This is a genomic window from Kitasatospora sp. NPDC059160 (assembly GCF_042755465.1).
Taxonomy (GTDB): Bacteria; Actinomycetota; Actinomycetes; order Streptomycetales; family Streptomycetaceae; genus Kitasatospora.
In genome coordinates this window covers 12,714-29,281 of sequence record NZ_JBHZCN010000076.1, presented here as the reverse complement: position 1 = coordinate 29,281, position 16,568 = coordinate 12,714, and the positions used below count along the sequence as shown (strand labels likewise).

The 16,568-nt window shown below is 75.0% G+C and carries 14 protein-coding genes; 6 read left to right on the top strand and 8 right to left on the bottom strand.

Going from position 1 to position 16,568, the window contains the following annotated elements:
* Nucleotides 1–47: 47 nt before the first annotated feature.
* On the bottom strand, nt 48–1,304 hold the full coding sequence (locus ACFXOZ_RS28695) for an MFS transporter (RefSeq protein ID WP_380593214.1): 1,257 nt from the start codon (nt 1,302–1,304) through the stop codon (nt 48–50).
* Between the two features lie 17 nt (nt 1,305–1,321).
* On the opposite strand from ACFXOZ_RS28695, the gene ACFXOZ_RS28690 reads away from it, so the two are divergent.
* Together ACFXOZ_RS28690 and ACFXOZ_RS28685 are read left to right on the top strand one after the other, a co-directional pair.
* The gene (locus ACFXOZ_RS28690) at nt 1,322–2,596 is read left to right on the top strand and encodes an ROK family protein (protein ID WP_375892374.1); all 1,275 of its coding nucleotides are present in this window, start codon (nt 1,322–1,324) and stop codon (nt 2,594–2,596) included.
* Nucleotides 2,597–2,752: 156 nt separating this feature from the next.
* Entirely contained in the window at nt 2,753–3,883 is a 1,131-nt protein-coding gene (locus ACFXOZ_RS28685; RefSeq protein ID WP_375892372.1) for a PLP-dependent cysteine synthase family protein, read from the top strand.
* A gap of 101 nt (nt 3,884–3,984) precedes the next feature.
* On the opposite strand, the gene ACFXOZ_RS28680 is transcribed toward ACFXOZ_RS28685, so the two are convergent.
* The 5 genes from ACFXOZ_RS28680 to mscL form a co-directional block, all read right to left on the bottom strand.
* On the bottom strand, nt 3,985–4,290 hold the full coding sequence (locus tag ACFXOZ_RS28680) for a DUF6191 domain-containing protein (protein WP_380525611.1): 306 nt from the start codon (nt 4,288–4,290) through the stop codon (nt 3,985–3,987).
* A 65-nt stretch (nt 4,291–4,355) separates the two neighbouring features.
* On the bottom strand, nt 4,356–6,809 hold the full coding sequence (locus ACFXOZ_RS28675) for a right-handed parallel beta-helix repeat-containing protein (RefSeq protein ID WP_380593213.1): 2,454 nt from the start codon (nt 6,807–6,809) through the stop codon (nt 4,356–4,358).
* 297 nt (nt 6,810–7,106) lie between these two features.
* Nucleotides 7,107–7,982, bottom strand: a complete 876-nt coding sequence (locus tag ACFXOZ_RS28670; RefSeq protein ID WP_380593212.1) for an MOSC domain-containing protein — start codon at nt 7,980–7,982, stop codon at nt 7,107–7,109.
* Nucleotides 7,983–8,244: 262 nt separating this feature from the next.
* Nucleotides 8,245–9,039, bottom strand: coding sequence for a DUF6643 family protein (locus ACFXOZ_RS28665; protein ID WP_375892364.1), 795 nt, complete (start codon nt 9,037–9,039; stop codon nt 8,245–8,247).
* A gap of 419 nt (nt 9,040–9,458) precedes the next feature.
* Nucleotides 9,459–9,905 carry a large conductance mechanosensitive channel protein MscL gene (gene mscL, locus ACFXOZ_RS28660; RefSeq protein ID WP_375892363.1) on the bottom strand — a complete coding sequence of 149 codons (447 nt, stop codon included), beginning with the start codon at nt 9,903–9,905 and terminating at the stop codon, nt 9,459–9,461.
* 498 nt (nt 9,906–10,403) lie between these two features.
* Here mscL and ACFXOZ_RS28655 point away from each other — a divergent pair, with 498 nt between their 5' ends.
* The 3 genes from ACFXOZ_RS28655 (at nt 10,404) to ACFXOZ_RS28645 (ending at nt 13,326) form a co-directional block, all read left to right on the top strand.
* Nucleotides 10,404–11,600 carry a glycosyltransferase family 4 protein gene (locus ACFXOZ_RS28655; protein ID WP_375892362.1) on the top strand — a complete coding sequence of 399 codons (1,197 nt, stop codon included), beginning with the start codon at nt 10,404–10,406 and terminating at the stop codon, nt 11,598–11,600.
* 92 nt (nt 11,601–11,692) lie between these two features.
* Nucleotides 11,693–12,385 carry a thiol:disulfide interchange protein DsbA/DsbL gene (locus ACFXOZ_RS28650; protein WP_380593211.1) on the top strand — a complete coding sequence of 231 codons (693 nt, stop codon included), beginning with the start codon at nt 11,693–11,695 and terminating at the stop codon, nt 12,383–12,385.
* Between the two features lie 65 nt (nt 12,386–12,450).
* Entirely contained in the window at nt 12,451–13,326 is an 876-nt protein-coding gene (locus ACFXOZ_RS28645) for an alpha/beta fold hydrolase (RefSeq protein ID WP_380403432.1), read from the top strand.
* Between the two features lie 18 nt (nt 13,327–13,344).
* On the opposite strand, the gene ACFXOZ_RS28640 is transcribed toward ACFXOZ_RS28645, so the two are convergent.
* Entirely contained in the window at nt 13,345–14,091 is a 747-nt protein-coding gene (locus ACFXOZ_RS28640; protein ID WP_380593210.1) for an SAM-dependent methyltransferase, read from the bottom strand.
* 92 nt (nt 14,092–14,183) lie between these two features.
* Entirely contained in the window at nt 14,184–15,332 is a 1,149-nt protein-coding gene (locus ACFXOZ_RS28635) for a glycosyltransferase (RefSeq protein WP_380525616.1), read from the bottom strand.
* Nucleotides 15,333–15,389: 57 nt separating this feature from the next.
* Here ACFXOZ_RS28635 and ACFXOZ_RS28630 point away from each other — a divergent pair, with 57 nt between their 5' ends.
* A complete protein-coding gene (locus ACFXOZ_RS28630) occupies nt 15,390–16,160 on the top strand; it encodes a glutamate racemase (protein WP_380525617.1) in 771 nt (256 codons plus the stop codon).
* The last annotated feature ends 408 nt before the right edge of the window (nt 16,161–16,568 follow it).

The following is a 16,568-nucleotide window of genomic DNA, read 5'->3' as shown; positions in this document are numbered from 1 at the left end:
CCGGTCGCCCGGTCGCCCGGGCGCCCGGTTGCCCGGTCGCCCGGCCGTCAGTGCCGCCGGACCGTCAGCGGCAGCAGGGCCGCGGCGGTGGCCGCGACCGCGACCGTGGTCAGGGCGAGCGGCAGTCCGACCGCATCGGCGAGGAAGCCGATCGCCACGGGCCCGATCAGCATCCCGCCGTACCCGAGCGTCGAGGCGAGCGCGACGCCCTGCGGCCCGCCCGCCGCACCGGCGCGCGCGATGGCGAGCGGGAACAGGTTGGCCAGCCCGAGGCCGACCAGGACGAACCCGCCGATGGCCACCGGCACCGACGGGGCCAGGGCGGCGAGCAGCATGCCGGCCGCGGCGGTGAGTCCGCCGAGCAGCATCAGCCGGTTCTGGCCCAGCCGGATGGACAGCCAGGTGCCGCCCACCCGTCCGCTGGTCATGGCGAAGGCGTACGCGGCGTACCCGGCGGCGGCGGTGCCCGCGCCCGCGTGGACGTCGTCGGTGAGGTGGAGGGTGGTCCAGTCGGCGACGGCGCCCTCGCCGTACGCCGTGCACAGGGCGGTGAGGCCGAGCAGCAGGACCAGCAGGCGGACGTGCCTCCCGCCGGCCGGAGCGCCGGCCGGAACGCTGGTTGGAGCGTCGGCCGGGCCGGGGGTCCGGTCCGGGGCGACCATCGGCGCGGCCGGGCTGCGCAGCAGGCCGACGCCCGCGCCGACGGTCACGGCGAGTCCCAGCAGGCCGCCGAGCGCGAGCGCCCACGCGGTGGTCAGCCGCTCGGCGAGCAGTCCGCCGATGCCCGCGCCGAGCAGCCCGCCCAGGCTGTACCCGGCGTGGAAGCTGGGCATGACCGGCCGGCGCAGCTGGGCGACCAGGTCGACGGCGGCGCTGTTCATGGCGACGTTGGCGCCGCCGTACCCGGCGCCGAACAGCACCAGCACCCCGCCGAGCGAGTACACCGAATGGGTGTGCGCGGGCAGCGGGACGGCGAGGGCGAGCAGGGCCAGCGAGGCCACGGTGACCGGGCGCGAACCGTAGCGCAGGCAGAGCCGACCGACGGCCGGCATGGTGAGGACGGCGCCGACGGACAGGCAGAGCAGGGCCAGTCCGAGGGCGCTGTGCGAGGCGTTGACCTGGCTGCGGACGTCCGGGATGCGGACGACCCAGGCGGCGAACAGGAAGCCGTCGACGGCGAAGAAGGCGGTGAGCGCGAGCCGTGCGGCGCCCCAGGGGCTGTCCGCGACCGGGGGTGTGCTGCGAGACTGGGGGGAGGTCGGGTCCGCGTGGCGGTGGGAACTGATTTTGTTTCGAAGCGACACAAAGTCACAATAGGGGCGTGCAGCTCTCACCTTCAAGCCCGCGGCCCCGCTCCGGGACCGACGCCGACGCGCAGCGCGACGCCCACCGCCGCGCGGCACCCGACCGCGGTCGGACGCTGCTCGGCCCGGCGCTCTCGCTCATCCACACCGGCCAGACGCCCACCCGGTCCGCGCTGACCCGCGCGCTGGACGTCACCCGGGCCACCGCCGGCGCCGTCACGGCCGAACTGGAGGCGCTCGGCCTGATCACCGTCGACTCCCGCCCGGCCGGCGGCGGTCGCGGCCGTCCCTCGCACCGGCTGGCGATCGACCCGCAGGGCCCGGTCGTGGTCGCCGGCCAGATCCACGCCGACGGCCTGAGCGTCACCCTGGCCGGACTCGGCGGACTGCTCGACCCGCCCGTCCACCTGCCGCTGCCCGCCGCCACCGATCCGGTCCGGATGCTGCGCGCCGTCGCCCAGGCCGGCGCCGAGCTGGCCCGCGCGACCGACCGCCGCTGCCTGGCCGCCTCGCTCGCACTGCCCAACCCGGTCACCGAGCCGGACGGCACCGCGCTCGCCGCGCTGCACTTCGCCTGGCCCAGCGGCACCCCGGTCGCCGACCTCTACGACGTCGAGGTCGGCCGCGCCGACCACGGCCCGAAGGCCGTGCGGCCGCTGCCCGCCGTCATCGCCAACGACGCCAACCTCGCCGCCCTCGCCGAGTACCGGCATGGCGCCGGGCGCGGTGCCCGGCACCTGCTCTTCGTCACCTCCGGCCACCGCGGCGTCGGCGGCGCGCTGGTGATCGACGGGCACCTGCACACCGGCAGCGCCGGGCTCGCCCTGGAGGTCGGCCACCTCACCGTCGACCCGCAGGGCCGCCCCTGCGCGTGCGGCAACCGGGGCTGCCTGAACGCCGAGACCGACCCGGACGCGCTGTTCGCCGCCGCCGGCCTCACCCCGGAGCCCGGCCGCCCGCTGCTCGACCAGGCGCGCGAGCTGTGCTGGGCGGCCGCGACCGACGAGCGGGCGCGGGCCGCTGTGGAGCACGTGATCGACCGGCTCGGGCTCGGGCTGGCCGGGGTCGCCAACATCCTCAACCCGGACCGGGTGGTGCTCAGCGGCCTGCACCTCGACCTCCTGGAGGCCGCCCCCGACCGGCTGCGCGCGGTGGTCGCCGACCGCAGCCTGTGGGGGCGCAGCGGGCGGGTGCCGATCGTCGGCGCGGAGCTGGCGCACGGCGCGCTCGCGGGCGCCGCCGAGCTCGGCTGGGGGCCGTACCTCGCGGACCCGCAGTCGGTGCCGGTCTGAGGAGGCGGGCAGCGGGCAGCGGGTGGCGCGCGGCGGGCGGCGGGCGGGCCGCGAGGGGCGATAAGCGGAAGCTGGGCCTACGAAAACGGTCACTTATCGTAACTATCGTACACTCGTAGTGAGCAGCGGGGGGCCGCAAAGAGGGAGTACGTGACCATGAGCACCCAGTCCGGTGGGATCGTCGGCATCGAGCCGACCGTCGACGTCGACCGCTCCGACCAGCAGTACCGCGACTGGCTCAAGGAGGCGGTGCGCAAGGTCCACGCCGACGCCAACCGCTCCGCCGACACCCACCTGCTGCGCTTCCCGCTGCCCGCCGAGTGGGGGATCGACCTCTACCTCAAGGACGAGTCCACCCACCCGACCGGCTCGCTCAAGCACCGGCTGGCCCGCTCGCTCTTCCTCTACGGGCTCTGCAACGGCTGGATCCGCCCCGGAAAGCCGGTGATCGAGGCCTCCAGCGGCTCCACCGCCGTCTCCGAGGCGTACTTCGCCCAGCTCATCGGGGTGCCGTTCATCGCCGTCATGGCCAAGAGCACCAGCCAGGCCAAGATCGATCTGATCGAGTTCCACGGCGGCGAGTGCCACCTGGTCGAGCGCTCGGACGAGGTCTACGAGGCCTCCGCGCGGCTCGCCGAGGAGACCGGCGGGCACTACATGGACCAGTTCACCTACGCCGAGCGGGCCACCGACTGGCGCGGCAACAACAACATCGCCGAGTCGGTCTTCGCCCAGCTGCGCCTGGAGCCGCACCCGGAGCCGGCCTGGATCGTGGCCACCGCGGGCACCGGCGGCACCTCGGCGACCATCGCCCGGTACGTGCACTACATGCAGTACGACACCCGGATCTGCGTCGCGGACCCGGAGAACTCCTGCTTCTTCGAGGGCTGGGTGAACCACGACCCGGACGCCGTCTGCGCGAGCGGCTCCCGGATCGAGGGCATCGGGCGGCCCCGGATGGAGCCGAGCTTCGTGCCCGGGGCGGTCGACCGGATGATGAAGGTGCCCGACGCCGCCTCGATCGCCGCGGTGCGGCTGCTGGAGCAGGTGCTCGGGAAGAAGGCCGGTGCCTCCACCGGGACGGGACTGTGGAGCGCGCTGCGGATCGTCGCGGAGATGCGGGCGGCCGGCCGGACGGGCAGCGTGGTCGGCCTGATCTGCGACCCGGGGGACCGCTACCTGGACAAGTACTACTCGGACGACTGGCTGGCCGGTGAGCGGATCGACATCGCCCCGTACCGGTCCGCCCTGGAGGACTTCCTGGCGGGCGGCGCCTGGACGGGCTGACGGGTCGTCGGCTGGCGGGTGACGACTGACAACCGACGGATGACAACTGACAGATAACAGATTTCAAAATCTGTTATCTGTCAGTCGTCATCCGTCGTCCGTCACCCGCCCGCACCCCGTCGGATCACGGCCCGGCCGCCCGCGAGGTCGATCCCGGTGCGCTTCGGTGCGCCGTCGTGCTCGTCGTCCCGCAGCACCAGCTCGACCCGGCGCTGCTCCAGCTGTGCCCGCTTGCCCGGGTAGAGCAGCGCGTGCAGCTCCTCCGTCGCGGTCGCACCGGCGCCGCGCCCGACCGGGGCGGCGTGCCGACTGCGCAGTCGCCGTACCACCGCGCCGAGGAAGAACAGCACCACCAGCCCGGCCGGTAACAGCAGTCCGCCCGCGGCGCCCGTCAGAAGCGTTTCCATGACCGGCCCAACGCCCCGTCGCCGACGGGGAGTTCCCGCGCCGTCCCGCCGTCCCGCCGGCCGGCCTACGGCAGAGTTGCAGCCGGCAGGTCCGCCGGGACGAGCAGCTGCAGTTCCTCCGTGGACGGGTCGGCCAGCGAGGCCACCCGCACCGCGTGGCGCTCGACCATGGTCTCGAACACCTGCCGCGCGGTGCGCCCGTTGCCGAAGTTGGGGCCGCGCTCCAGCCCGCCGAAGTGGTCCAGCAGCGCGCCCTCGGCGGCCTCGGAGAGCGCGTACTCGTGCTCCGCGCACTGGGCCCGGGCGATCTCCAGGAGTTCGTCCGCCGTGTAGTCGGGAAAGGTGACGGTCCGTGAGAAGCGGGACGAGACACCGGGGTTGGCGGAGAGGAAGCGCTCCATCGCGGCGGTGTAGCCGGCCACGATGACGACCACCTCGTCCCGGTGGTCCTCCATCAGTTTGACCAGGGTGTCGATCGCCTCGCGCCCGAAGTCCCGGGCGCCGTCCTCGGGGGCGAGGGCGTACGCCTCGTCGATGAAGAGGACCCCGCCGCGGGCCCGGTCGAAGGCGGCGGCGGTGCGGATCGCGGTGGAGCCGATGTGCTCGCCGACGAGGTCGACCCGGGCCACCTCGACCAGGTGGCCGCGCTGGAGCACCCCGAGCGAGGCGAGGATCTCGCCGTACAGCCGGGCGACGGTGGTCTTGCCGGTGCCGGGGGCGCCGGTGAAGACCAGGTGGCGGCGGAGCGAGGGGGCCTTGAGGCCGGCCTGGCGGCGGCGCCGGCCGACCGAGATCAGGTCGATCAGCGTGCGCACCTCCTGCTTCACCGTGGCCAGGCCGACCAGCGAGTCCAGTTCGGCGAGCGCCTCGTCGGCCGGGCGGCAGTCCGGGATCGGCGCGATCGTGGCCGTCGCCGCGGCGGCGGAGCCCGCCACCGGAGAGGTCGAGAGGACGGTCGACACCGGTGCCGCCGTGGCGTGTTGGGCGGGCCTCGGGGCGGGCAGCTCGGGCCGTCCGGCGGTGCCCGGGCCGGCCGGGGCGGGCGGGGCCACGTCGTCCGAGGTGCACCCCTCCGCGACCGGTCCGGGCTCGGAGAACTCGAAGCCGGCCCGTTCGTTCTGCTCCGCCCGGCAGCGGGTGAGCTGGGTGCGGCACCCGTCGATGATGTGGAAGCCGAAGCCCTTGCCGTGCGAGACCCGGCAGTCCTCGAAGGTGCCGCGGCCCTGGGCCGAGACGTACACCCCGGCGTCCGTGCTGGCCCGTACCGTGCACTCGCGCAGCACCGGGTCGGCGCCCTTGGTGACGATCACCCCGGTGGCGACGTCGGAGATCTCGCAGTCGGTGAGCAGTCCGCCGCTGCCGTGGTCGCGGAACCAGAGCCCGGTCCCGGCCTCCTGCACCTGGCAGGAGGCGAGCGTGACGGTGGCCCCGCCGCTGACCGAGACGGCCGAGCTGCGGATCCGGCTGAACGAGCAGCCCCGGGCGACGGCCGCGGAGTCCCGGTCGAGGACGAACAGCGCGTCCGGCAGGTCGTACAGCGAGCAGTCGGTGAGGGTCAGCCGGGCGCCGTCGCTGACCCACAGCGCCGGGTACTCACCGGTGGAGCCGTGGATCCGGCAGGACTCGGCGATCGCCTCGGTGCCCTGGTCCCAGACCGAGAGCGCGCCGCGTCCGAAGTCCCGCACGGTGCTGTTGGAGAGGCGGAGTTTGGCGCGGCCGCGCAGGTCGGCGCCGTTCTCCGGCAGGTCGTGCACCCGGCAGCCGGTGAGCACCAGTTCGGCCTCGCCGTCCAGGGTCAGGCCGTTGCCGGTGACCCGGTGGATGTCGCAGTCGACCAGCCGCCCGCCGGCCTGGGCCTCGGCCTGCACGCCGCTGCCGCGGATCTCGTAGATCTCGCAGCCGGTGAGCTCCGCGGCGCTGCCCGGGTCGGAGAGCAGCACGCCGGCGCCGGAGGCGTGGTGGATCCGGCAGCGGTCGAGGGCGGCGGTCGCCCCGCCGAGCACGGCGAGCCCGGCCTGGCCGGCCGCGGCGACCTCGCAGTCCTCGAAGGCGGCGGCGGTGCCCTCGCCGCGCAGCCGCAGCCCGAGGCCGCCGGGGTTGGCGACCACGCAGCCGCGCAGGGTCGGGCGGGCGCCGCCGCCGATCTCGACCCCGGTGGCGGAGCGGGTCTCGATCCGGCAGCCGCTGAACGCGGGCGTCGCCTGCGCTCCGGTGACCAGGACGGCCGGGGCGGAGCTGTCGCCGCCCTCGACCACCAGGTCGCGCACGGTCGCGGCGGCGGTGACGGTGATCGCCACCCCGGAGGCCGGTTCGATCCGGACGGTGCCCGGGCCCTGGGCCGCAACGATCGTCACCGGCTTGTCCAGCAGCACGTTCTCCCGGAAGGTGCCGGGCCGGACGGTCACGGTGTCGCCCGGCTCGGCGGCGGCCAGGGCCTCCGCGAGCGTGTCGTACTCGCCCGCGCGGCGGCGCCAGCGGGATGCGCTGTCCTGGGTGACCCGGACCCTGTGCTCAGCCATGACGATCTGTCGTCCCCACCTTCGTCGTGCCGGCGATCAACGGGCCGTGGGCGCGGGGGTGCGCGGGCCGTCCGCCCACCGTAGCGCGCCCGGACGGGTGATCCGTCCGTCCGTCCGGACCGGCCGGTGCGCCCGGCCGGGGCCGCTCGGCACGGGCGGGCACCGGGGGCGCCCACCGCGGCCACAGGTTCCGACCACTTGCTTCAACGAGCGCGCACAGCCGGAGTTCCGTGCCGGCGGGCCGGAGGCCGCGCTCCGGGCAGGGCGCGGGAGTCGGGGCAGGGCGCGGTGGTGGCGTCAGCGCTGGTCGGGGGACCAGTGCGCCCCGTCCTCCAGGACCTCGACGTCGTCGCCGAGGCGCAGCGTCCCCAGCACGTCGCCCTCGACACCGGCCGGGCGCTCGGGGATCAGGTTCTGTCCGAACGCGGCCCTCCGCAGCAGCCGGTGGTGCCGGGCCAGGGTGCGCAGCGGCTCGGGGCCGCGCCGCTCGCCGCTCTCCTGGTCGGTGGTGGTGACCACGCAGCGGCCGCAGGGCTTGACCACCTGGAAGGTGAGCGCGCCGATCCGGATCCGGCGCCAGCCGTCCTCGGCCCAGGGCTCGGAGCCGGCGACCACCACGTTGGGGCGGAAACGTTCCATCGGCAGGGTCTCGTGGCCGTCCGGGTGCTCGGCGGCGATCAGTTCGTTGAGCCGCTCCAGCGAGCCGGTGGTGGTGAGCAGCAGCGGGAAGCCGTCGGCCATCGAGACGGTGTCGCCGGGCCGGCCGTACTCCGGGTCGACGGGCCGGGCGCGCGGGTCGTCCAGGTGCACCAGGCGGTAGTCGCCGAGGCGGTCGGCGATCCACTCGTGGGCGTCCTTGGCGGCCTCGACGGCGCGGAAGCGGGTGCCCCAGACCTCGACCTCGGCGATCGGGTCGCCGGCGTCGGCGGCGGGCGCGGCGACCTCGATCCGGGAGCCGTCGGGGGCGGTCAGCGCGAGTGCGCCGTCCGGCAGCAGGTCGACCCGGACCTGTCCGAGGGCGGCGTTCTCGCGCTGGCTGACGAAGCGTCCGGTGGGGTCGGCGAGCATCCAGCGGCGGTCTCCGGCCAGACCCCAGGGATGGACCGCGGCGCTGTCGGGGCTCAGGCGGTACATCGACTTGACGGGGTAGGCGTGGAGTCCGGTGAGGTGCATCCCTCCATCCTGCCAGCAGCGATCGGGGCGGACGCGGCTGCCCCGGGGCGCTTCGCGACCGCTGCGGACCGGTGGGGGAGCACCGGTCCGGGACCTCTCCCGGCCCCCGTACGCGCACGGACCGCCCGGTACGCCGTGGGGGGCGTTCCGGGCGGTCCGTGGATGACCCGTTCTCCGTTCGCCCGGCGTTCGGGGGGCGCCGGGTGGTGCTCAGGTGGTGCGGGTGGTGGCCGGTGGGGGCGGCCCCGTGGTGTGCTCGGGCTCAGTAACCCTGGCCCTGCGGCTGGTAGCCGCCCTGCTGGTAGCCGCCGGGCTCGCCGTACGGGCCGGGGCGCTGCGGCTGCATCGGGCGGACCGGCGCGACCGGCGCCATGGCCGGGCGCAGCTGGGCGCCGCCGAAGCTCTGGTCGCCGCCCTGGCCCTGGAAGCCGGGGCCGGCCGGGTTCTGGCCGCCGAAGGACTGCTGGCCGCCGAAGCCCTGCGGACCGCCCTGCGGGCCGCCGGGCTGGCCCTGGCCGAAACCGGCCGGTCCGCCGGTCGGCTGCGCGCCGAAGGTCTGCTGCCCGCCCTGGCCGATGAAGGTGTTCTGGCCGCCGAAGCTCTGGCCGCCGGTCGGCTGGTAGCCACCGCCGGCGGTCTGCGCGAAGGTCGGGGCGGCGGGCTGCGGTCGCTGGTACGGCTGGGGGGCGCCGTAACCGGGGACGGGCGGCTGCGGCGCGGAGGCGTACGCGGGCGCGGGCTGCGCCGGGATGTACGCCGTGGCCGGGCCGGCGGAGGGGCCGCTGCTCGGGCCGGGGCCCAGGGCGAGGCGGGCGGGCGGCAGCGCGGGGAGGTTGCTGCCGGCACTCTCGTACCCGTTGCCGTACCGGTTCTCGTAGGACTGGCCGAGGCCGGATCCGTAACCGGAGGACAGTGCCGGGGGCAGGGCCGCCGGCACGTTGATGGGTGCGATCTGGGGGACGCCGCGCTCAGCCACGAGGCTGTCGTAGATCGGCGTGCCGGAGGAGAAGGACGGAGAGGGGTAGCCGACTCCGTCGTAGGAGCGGGGCGAGGTCATGGGGCATACGGTAAGCCCACAATGCGCCTGCTGAGGAGAGCGGGAGGGGGAGCAGTTCGAGTGTTTACACAGTCTTCGCCCGCACAAAGGTTTCGAAAGTAGGAAGAACGGACATACCGGCGTTCAGTTCCGGACAGTCCTGGCACCCCGTCAGTGATCGAACAGCACCCGGACGCAGCCCCCGCAAGGCCTTGCGGTGACGGGCCGATGGCCGTTCGGGGACGCTGTGGAGAAACTTTTGCGGACAGGGCGTGCGCCGGCGCATTCGAGCCCCCGCCGACGGTCCGGCGGAGGCTCGTGAATGTTTGGGGAATAAATTTCCCGTCAGCGCCCACAGCGGGCGTTCCGGGCGCGGTCCGGTACCGGTTTGGGCGCGGTCCGGTAGCGGTCCGACCGCCGTCCGGATGCCATCCGGGGCGTCAGTGCGACTGCAGCGCCTGGGACTGCGCGGGCAGACCGGGTCGGGCGGCCACCTCGCTGGTGCAGAAGGAGCAGCGGGTCGCGGCGGCCGGGATCGAGCTCAGGCACTCCGGGCAGTCGGCCTTGGCGGCCGGCGCCGAGGCCTTCTCGAAGCGGTCCTGCAGCTTGCCGACCGGCACCACCACGGCGAAGTAGATGAGCGCGCTGACCAGCACGAACCCGATCAGCGCGTTGACGAAGAGGCCGTACGGGAACTTGGTGCCGCCCACCTCGAAGGTCTTCTGGGTGAAGTCGCCGACCGCGCCGGTGGCGACCCCGATCAGCGGGGTGAGGAAGGCGCTGACGAACCCGGTGACGACGGCGGTGAAGGCCGCGCCGATCACGATGCCGACCGCGAGGTCCACCACGTTGCCGCGCAGCAGGAAGCTGCGGAATCCCTTGAACACCGGGTGACTCCAAATCCGAACGGGGAAGGGGGAGATGGGGCAGAACGGCGGGCGCCCCGGCCGGACATCCTGCCGACCGGCGCGTGCCGAGGTCCAACCGCGTTCACCCGATCCGCGTAACCGGTCGGCGGCCCGGAGCGGGCACGCCCGGGCGGGGCACGGGCCCTGCGCGTACCGGCCGTCCGGCCGCCCGCGGCCCGAGGTTGACCCGTTGGGGTGACGCTTGGGTGCGCGCCGCTGCCGTGACCGCCGGTGCGGCCCCCGGTGCGGCCCCCGACGCGGCGCCGGCGGCGTGAGCCGGTCCCCGACGCGGCGTGCGGGGGAGCGGAGGGCGGCCCTGCGGAGCGGCGGGGGGCGAGGCGGGGCGCACGGCGGTCGCAACCGGCGCACGACGGCGGGTCCTCAGCGCACACCGGGTGTACGGGCGCGGGCGCACGGGCCACCACCAGGTTGCGCGAAGGGGCTGTACCGCGCCGGGCGCTGTGCCAAGGTCGGTCCATGCCCGACCCTACGGCGGCCGATTCGGCCGGAGCCCGCCCGCGCGTCCTGCACCTGATCAGCGACGAACGCCGTGGCGGCGCCCAGAACTTCGCCCGTGACCTCCACCGGGAACTGCGCCGCCGGGGCCAGGCCTCCGCGCTGTGCGCGCTCGCCCCGCACCCGGCCGTACCACCCGCCCGGCCGGGCGCGGCCGGGGTGTGCACCGCGGGGACGGTCGTCCCGGGGACCTGCGGCGAGGGCTGCCCCGACACCGCCCGGCCGCGCGCCGCCGCCGTGCTCGGCCCCGGCCGCCTGCGCCCGAGCACCCTGTGGGCGCTGCGCTCCGCCGCCCGCGCCGCCGACGTGGTGCTCGCCCACGGCTCCGACACCCTGGCCGCCTGCGCCCTCGCCCTGGCCGGCACCCCCACCCCCTTCGTCTACGTCTCGGTCGGCCACCCCCGCTACTGGACCGCCAACCGGCTGCGCAGACTGCGCGGGGGCGCCCTGATGCACCGTGCCGCGGCCGTCACCACGCTCACCGACGAGGCGCGCGAGGTGCTGGAGGGACAGTTCGAACTGCCCGGCGGCAAGGTCCGGGTGATCCCCAACTCCCGTGCGGCCGAGAGCTATCCGCCCGCCGACGGCCGTGACGACCGGCGTGCCGCCCGGCACGCCCTGGGCCTGCCCGCCGACGTCCTGCTGGTCGCCTGGATCGGTGCGATAGCTCCCGAGAAGCGGCTCGACCTCGCCCTCGACGTGCTCGACCGGCTGCCCGACGTCCGGATGGCCGTCGCCGGGGACGGCCCGCTGCTGGAGGCCCTGGCGCGCCACCCGGCCGCCGCCCGCGCCCACTTCCTCGGCCCGCTGCCCGACCCGGCCCCGCTCTACCGGGCCGCGGACGCACTGCTGCTCACCAGCGACAGCGAGGGAGTGCCCGGGGCGCTGATCGAGGCGGCGCTGGCCGGGGTGCCCGCCGTGGCCACCGACGTCGGCTGGGTGCGCGAGGTGGTCCGGGACGGTGCCACCGGAGCGCTGGTCGCCCCCGGGGACCCGCTCGCGCTGGCCGAGGCGCTGGCCAAGGTGCTGGCCTGCAACCGTGCGGGCCTCGGCGCGGCCGCCCGGGCGCACGCGCTGGAGCACTTCGAACTGGGCGCGGTGGTGGACGACTGGCAGCGGCTGGTCGCCGAGGTGTGGGCGGGCGGCCCGCCGAGCTGAGCCGCGGCCCGGCTACGCCGTTCGGGCGAATCCGGGCCCGCCGCCCCGTACCGACTCGCCGGTAACGGGGCGTCGGCACCACACTGCCCGGTGTGAACTCGAAGTCGCTGCTGCGGTCCGCCGTCCTGCTCGCCATCGCCGCCGGGATCGCCGTGTCGCCCGTCCAGGCCGGTGCGGTGGCCCACCGATCCCCCTCCGAGGGAGCGCAGTTCGTCAAGCTCGACCACCCGCAGCCGGTGCGCGAGGACACCCGCACCGAGGCGGTCGAGTTCTTCTGGTACGACTGCGGCCACTCCCAGGCGCTGGAGCAGCCGCTGGAGGCCTGGGCCGAGAAGCACCGCTCCGACGTCGCGCTCCGCCGGGTCCCGGCGATCTGGCCGGGCGGTTCGGACGAGGGCGTGCAGCGCGCCCACGCCCGGCTGTACTACACCGTGGAGCGCCTCGGGCTGGTCGACCGGCTCCAGGTCAGCGCGTTCCGCTCGATCCACACCGACCACGCCGACCTCACCACCGAGGCCGCCGCCACCGACTGGGCGGTGCGCCACGGCGTCGACGCCCAGCGCTTCCGTACGGCCTACCGCTCCGCCGAGGTGGGGCGGTCGGTGGACGACGCGGCCGCCCAGTTCGTCCGTTACGGCATCAACGAGCTCCCGACGGTGGTCGTCCAGGGCGAGTACCGGACCTCGCCGACCAAGGCCGGCGGCGTCGAGGCGATGCCCGAGGTGCTCGACTACCTGGTGCAGCAGGAGCAGGTGAAGAGCCACCGGACCCCGATCGGCGGGTGACTTCTGGTCAGCTCGCTCCCGCACAGGCCTATGCCTAACCGTTTAGATGCGCTTTAATGGTTAGCATGAGCGAGCTGACGATCCCCCAGGTCCACCACCGCCACGTCGACCTCGACGGTCTGCGCGTCTTCTACCGCGAAACCGGCCCGGCCGACGCCCCCGTCCTCCTGCTGCTGCACGGCTTCCCCTCCGCCTCCCACCAGTACGCCCGGCTGCTCGACGCGCTCGGCACCCGCTACCGCCTGATAGCCCCCGACTACCCCGGCTTCGGTCACAGCGACAGCCCCTCGCCGGAGACCTTCCCGTACCGCTTCGACACCCTCGCCGACGTCATCGAGCGCTTCTGCCTCGCCCTCGGCCTGGACCGCTTCGCGCTCTACGTCTTCGACTTCGGCGCCCCCGTCGGCCTGCGGCTGGCCACCCGCCGACCGGAGTGGATCACCGGCCTGGTGGTCCAGAACGGCAACGCCTACGAGGAGGGACTCTCCGACCAGGCAAAGGGGTTCATCGCCAACCGGCGCGGCGTCCCCGGCGCCGAGGAGGCCGCCCGCTCGATCCTCACCCTGGACGTCACCCGCAGCCAGTACGAGGGCGGCACCACCGACCCGAGCCTGGTCGCCCCCGACGGCTGGACCCTCGACCAGCACTTCCTCGACCTGCCCGGCCGCAAGGACATCCAGGTCGAGCTCGCCCTCGACTACTTCTCCAACGTCGAGCTCTACCCGGCCTGGCAGGCCTGGCTGCGCGCCGAGCAGCCGCCCACGCTGGTGATCTGGGGGCGCAACGACCCGTTCTTCATCGAGGCCGGCGCCCGCGCCTACCTGCGCGACCTGCCCGGGGCCGAACTGCACGTCCTGGACACCGGGCACTTCGCCCTGGAGGAGAAGCTGCCCGAAATCGCCCCGCTGATCGACGACTTCCTCGCCCGGACGCAGAAGTAGCCCCTTCGGCGGGGGAGTTCAGTCCCGGCGCAGCAGGTAGCTGACGAAGCCTAGCGTCCCCCGGTAGCCGTGCAGCCATCCGGTGCGGTGCGCGTCCGCGGCCTCGCGGGCGGCCGCCGCGTCCGGGTCCTCCGGGTGATCCAGTGCCCACTCGGCCAGCGAACCCGTCCAGGAGAACTCGTAGTCGTCCCACTCGCGCACCGAGCTGACGTGCCCGTACACCGGTGTCCAACCCGCCGCGAGCACCCGGTCGGTGGTCGTCGCGAGGTCCGCGAAGTCCTCCGGGACGGCGCCCAGTCCGTCCAGCGCGGCCCGGGACGGCTCCCGCTCCCAGAACCCCTCGCCGACCAGCAACCGCCCACCGGGAGCGAGCAGTTCGCGGGCCGCCGCGAGCGTGGGCAGCAGTCCGTCGAAGGCGTGGGTGGAGCCCACGCACAGCACCAGGTCGAAGGGCTCGCGGTCGGTGAACTCCCGGGCGTCCCGGTGGTGCAGGCCGATCCGGCGCACCACGCCGAGCGCCGTCGCCGCCTCCCTCGCCCGGGTCAGCGCCGCGGCGTCCACGTCCACCCCCACCGCCCGCCAGCCCGGCCGCGCGGCCAGCGCCCGCAGCAGCCAGGCGCCCTCCCCGCAGCCGAGGTCCAGCACCCGGCCGCTGTCCTGCCCGCCCAGCGCGCGCTCCAGCAGCCGGGACACCGAGCCGTCCGACAGGGGCGCCGCGATCGGGCGGTGGGCATGGGCGAGCCGGGAGATCCGCTGACGGTCCATCCGAGCAGTATGGGCCCCGACCGGCCCGCCGCGCCGCCCTTTTCCGCCTCGGGGATCGCCTCGGGAATCGCCTCTGTGCTCACCTCCGCGGCTCACCTCCCGGAGTACGTCCGGCCCTTCCAGGCCGCGCCCCGGCCGCGCCAGTGCTGCACCGCCGAGTCCACCGTCATCAGCAGGTACAGCGAAGCGGTGAACGGCAGCAGCAGCACGGCCACGGCCGGCTGCCCGTAGTACCGGACCATCGGCAGATAGGTGCCCGCCATCAACGCCCAGGCCGCCCCGCCCGCCGCCGCCACCCACGGCGCCCCCGCCACCAGCCCGGCCACCAGCGCCACCGGCGGCACCAGGTACACCAGCGCCAGCCCCAGCACCGTCCCCAGCAGCAACAGCGGCGAGTGCCGCAACTGGGCGTACGCGCTGCGCGACACCATCCGCCACAACTGCTCCAGCCGCGGGTACGGGCGGACGCTGTCCACCTCCTCGGCCAGGCCCAGCCAGGTGCGCCCGCCCGAGGACTTCACCGACCGGGCCAGCGAGACGTCGTCGATCACCGCGCCCCGGATGCCCGCCACCCCGCCCGCCCGCTCCAGCGCCTCCCGCCGCACCAGCGAACAGCCGCCCGCCGCGGCCGCCGTCCGCGCACCCGGGCGGTTGCTCCGGCGAAAGGGGTACAGCTGGGCGAAGAAGTACACGAAGGCCGGCACGACCAGCCGCTCCCAGCCGGTCTCCACCCGCAGCCGGGCCATCTGCGACACCAGGTCCAGCCCGTTCGACTCGGCCGCGGCCACCAGCTCGGCCAGCGAGTCCGGGCCGTGCGCGATGTCCGCGTCCGTCAGCAGCAGGTACTGGACGTCCGGGCCGGCCAGCTCCACCCCGTGCCGCAGCGCCCACAGCTTGCCCGTCCAGCCCTCGGGCAGCGGGGGAGGGGTGGTGACCGTCAGCTCCAGTCCGTCCAGCGTCCGCAGCTCCGCCGCCACCGCGCCGGTGCCGTCCGAACTGTGGTCGTCCACCAGGATCACCCGCGCCCGACCCGGGTACTTCTGCGCCAGCAGCGTCGGCAGGCTCACCGGCAGCACGGCCGCCTCGTCCCGGGCCGGCACCACGATCGCCGCCTCCGGCCAGCGGGCCGGCGGACGGCGCGGCGGCAGCCGGACGTCGGTGCGCCAGAACGAACCGTGGCAGCACGCCAGCCAGAGCCAGACCAGCAGGGAGAACGCGGCGATCCACAGCAGCACGGTCACCCCGGCAGTCTGCCGCAGAACCGGCGGCGAGGGGTGGATCGACTAAAGTCTTGCCTCGTGAAGATCGCACTGATGGACTCCGGAATCGGCCTGCTGGCCGCCGCCGCCGCGATCCGGGAGCTGCGCCCGGACGCCGACCTGGTGCTGTCCTCCAACCCGGCCTCGATGCCGTGGGGGCCCCGCACGCCCGAAGAGGTCACCGAGCTGGCCCTCGGCTGCTGCCGGGCCGCGGCCGCCCTCGGCCCCGACGCCCTGGTGATCGCCTGCAACACGGCCTCGGTCCACGCCCTCGACACGCTGCGCGCCGAACTCGAACCCGGACTGCCCGTCATCGGCACCGTCCCGGCGATCAAGCCCGCCGCCGCCCTCGGCGGCCGGGTCGCGATCTGGGCCACCCCCGCCACCACCGGCAGCGCCTACCAGCGCGGGCTGATCCGTGACTTCGGCGGCACCGCCGAGGTCACCGAGGTCGCCTGCCCCGGCCTGGCGGACGCGGTCGAGCACGGCGACGACGCCGCCATCACCGCGGCCGTCGCCGACGCGGCCGCCCGCACCCCGGAGGGCACCGACGTGGTGGTGCTCGGCTGCACCCACTACGAACTGGTGGCCGACCGCATCCGCGCGGCCGTCGCCCCCACCGCCGCCCCGGGCCTGATCCTCCACGGCTCCGCCGAGGCCGTCGCCGCCCAGGCCCTCCGCCGCGTCGCCGACCCCACCCGCATCGGCAGCGGCACCCTCACCGTCCTCCACGCCGGCGCCCCCGCCACCCTCCCCCCCGCCGCCACCCTCTACCCCCAGGGCCTCACCCTCACCCCGGTCCCCGCCTGACCCCAGCGCCCCGGGGACCGCACCCGGTGACCCACCCCCGCGCGGCCCCTGCGGCGCTCCCGCGCACGGAAAGTCGGCCCGTCCGACTTCCCGCTCCGCAGCGCCCTGGCCCGAATCCGAGTGTCGGGGTGGCAATTCCATCCCGCCGGCGCCCGGCATGTCTCGATCCGATCCGTTGCTGCGCCGCCCATCGGCACCCCGTACAGGAAGTCGGTCGGGCCGACTTCTCTTGCGTCAGGGCCTGCCGGTGAGGGGGCCGGGGCGAATACTGGTGCGGTCCCGTGCTCCAAGGCGCCAAGCCCCCCACGATCGCGTGCCCCACGGAAGGTCGGCCTGGCCGACTTCTCATGGGGAGGAGGGCCCGACCTCGAGGAGTCAGGGCGGGCAGAGACCCTTCCTCCTGGCGTA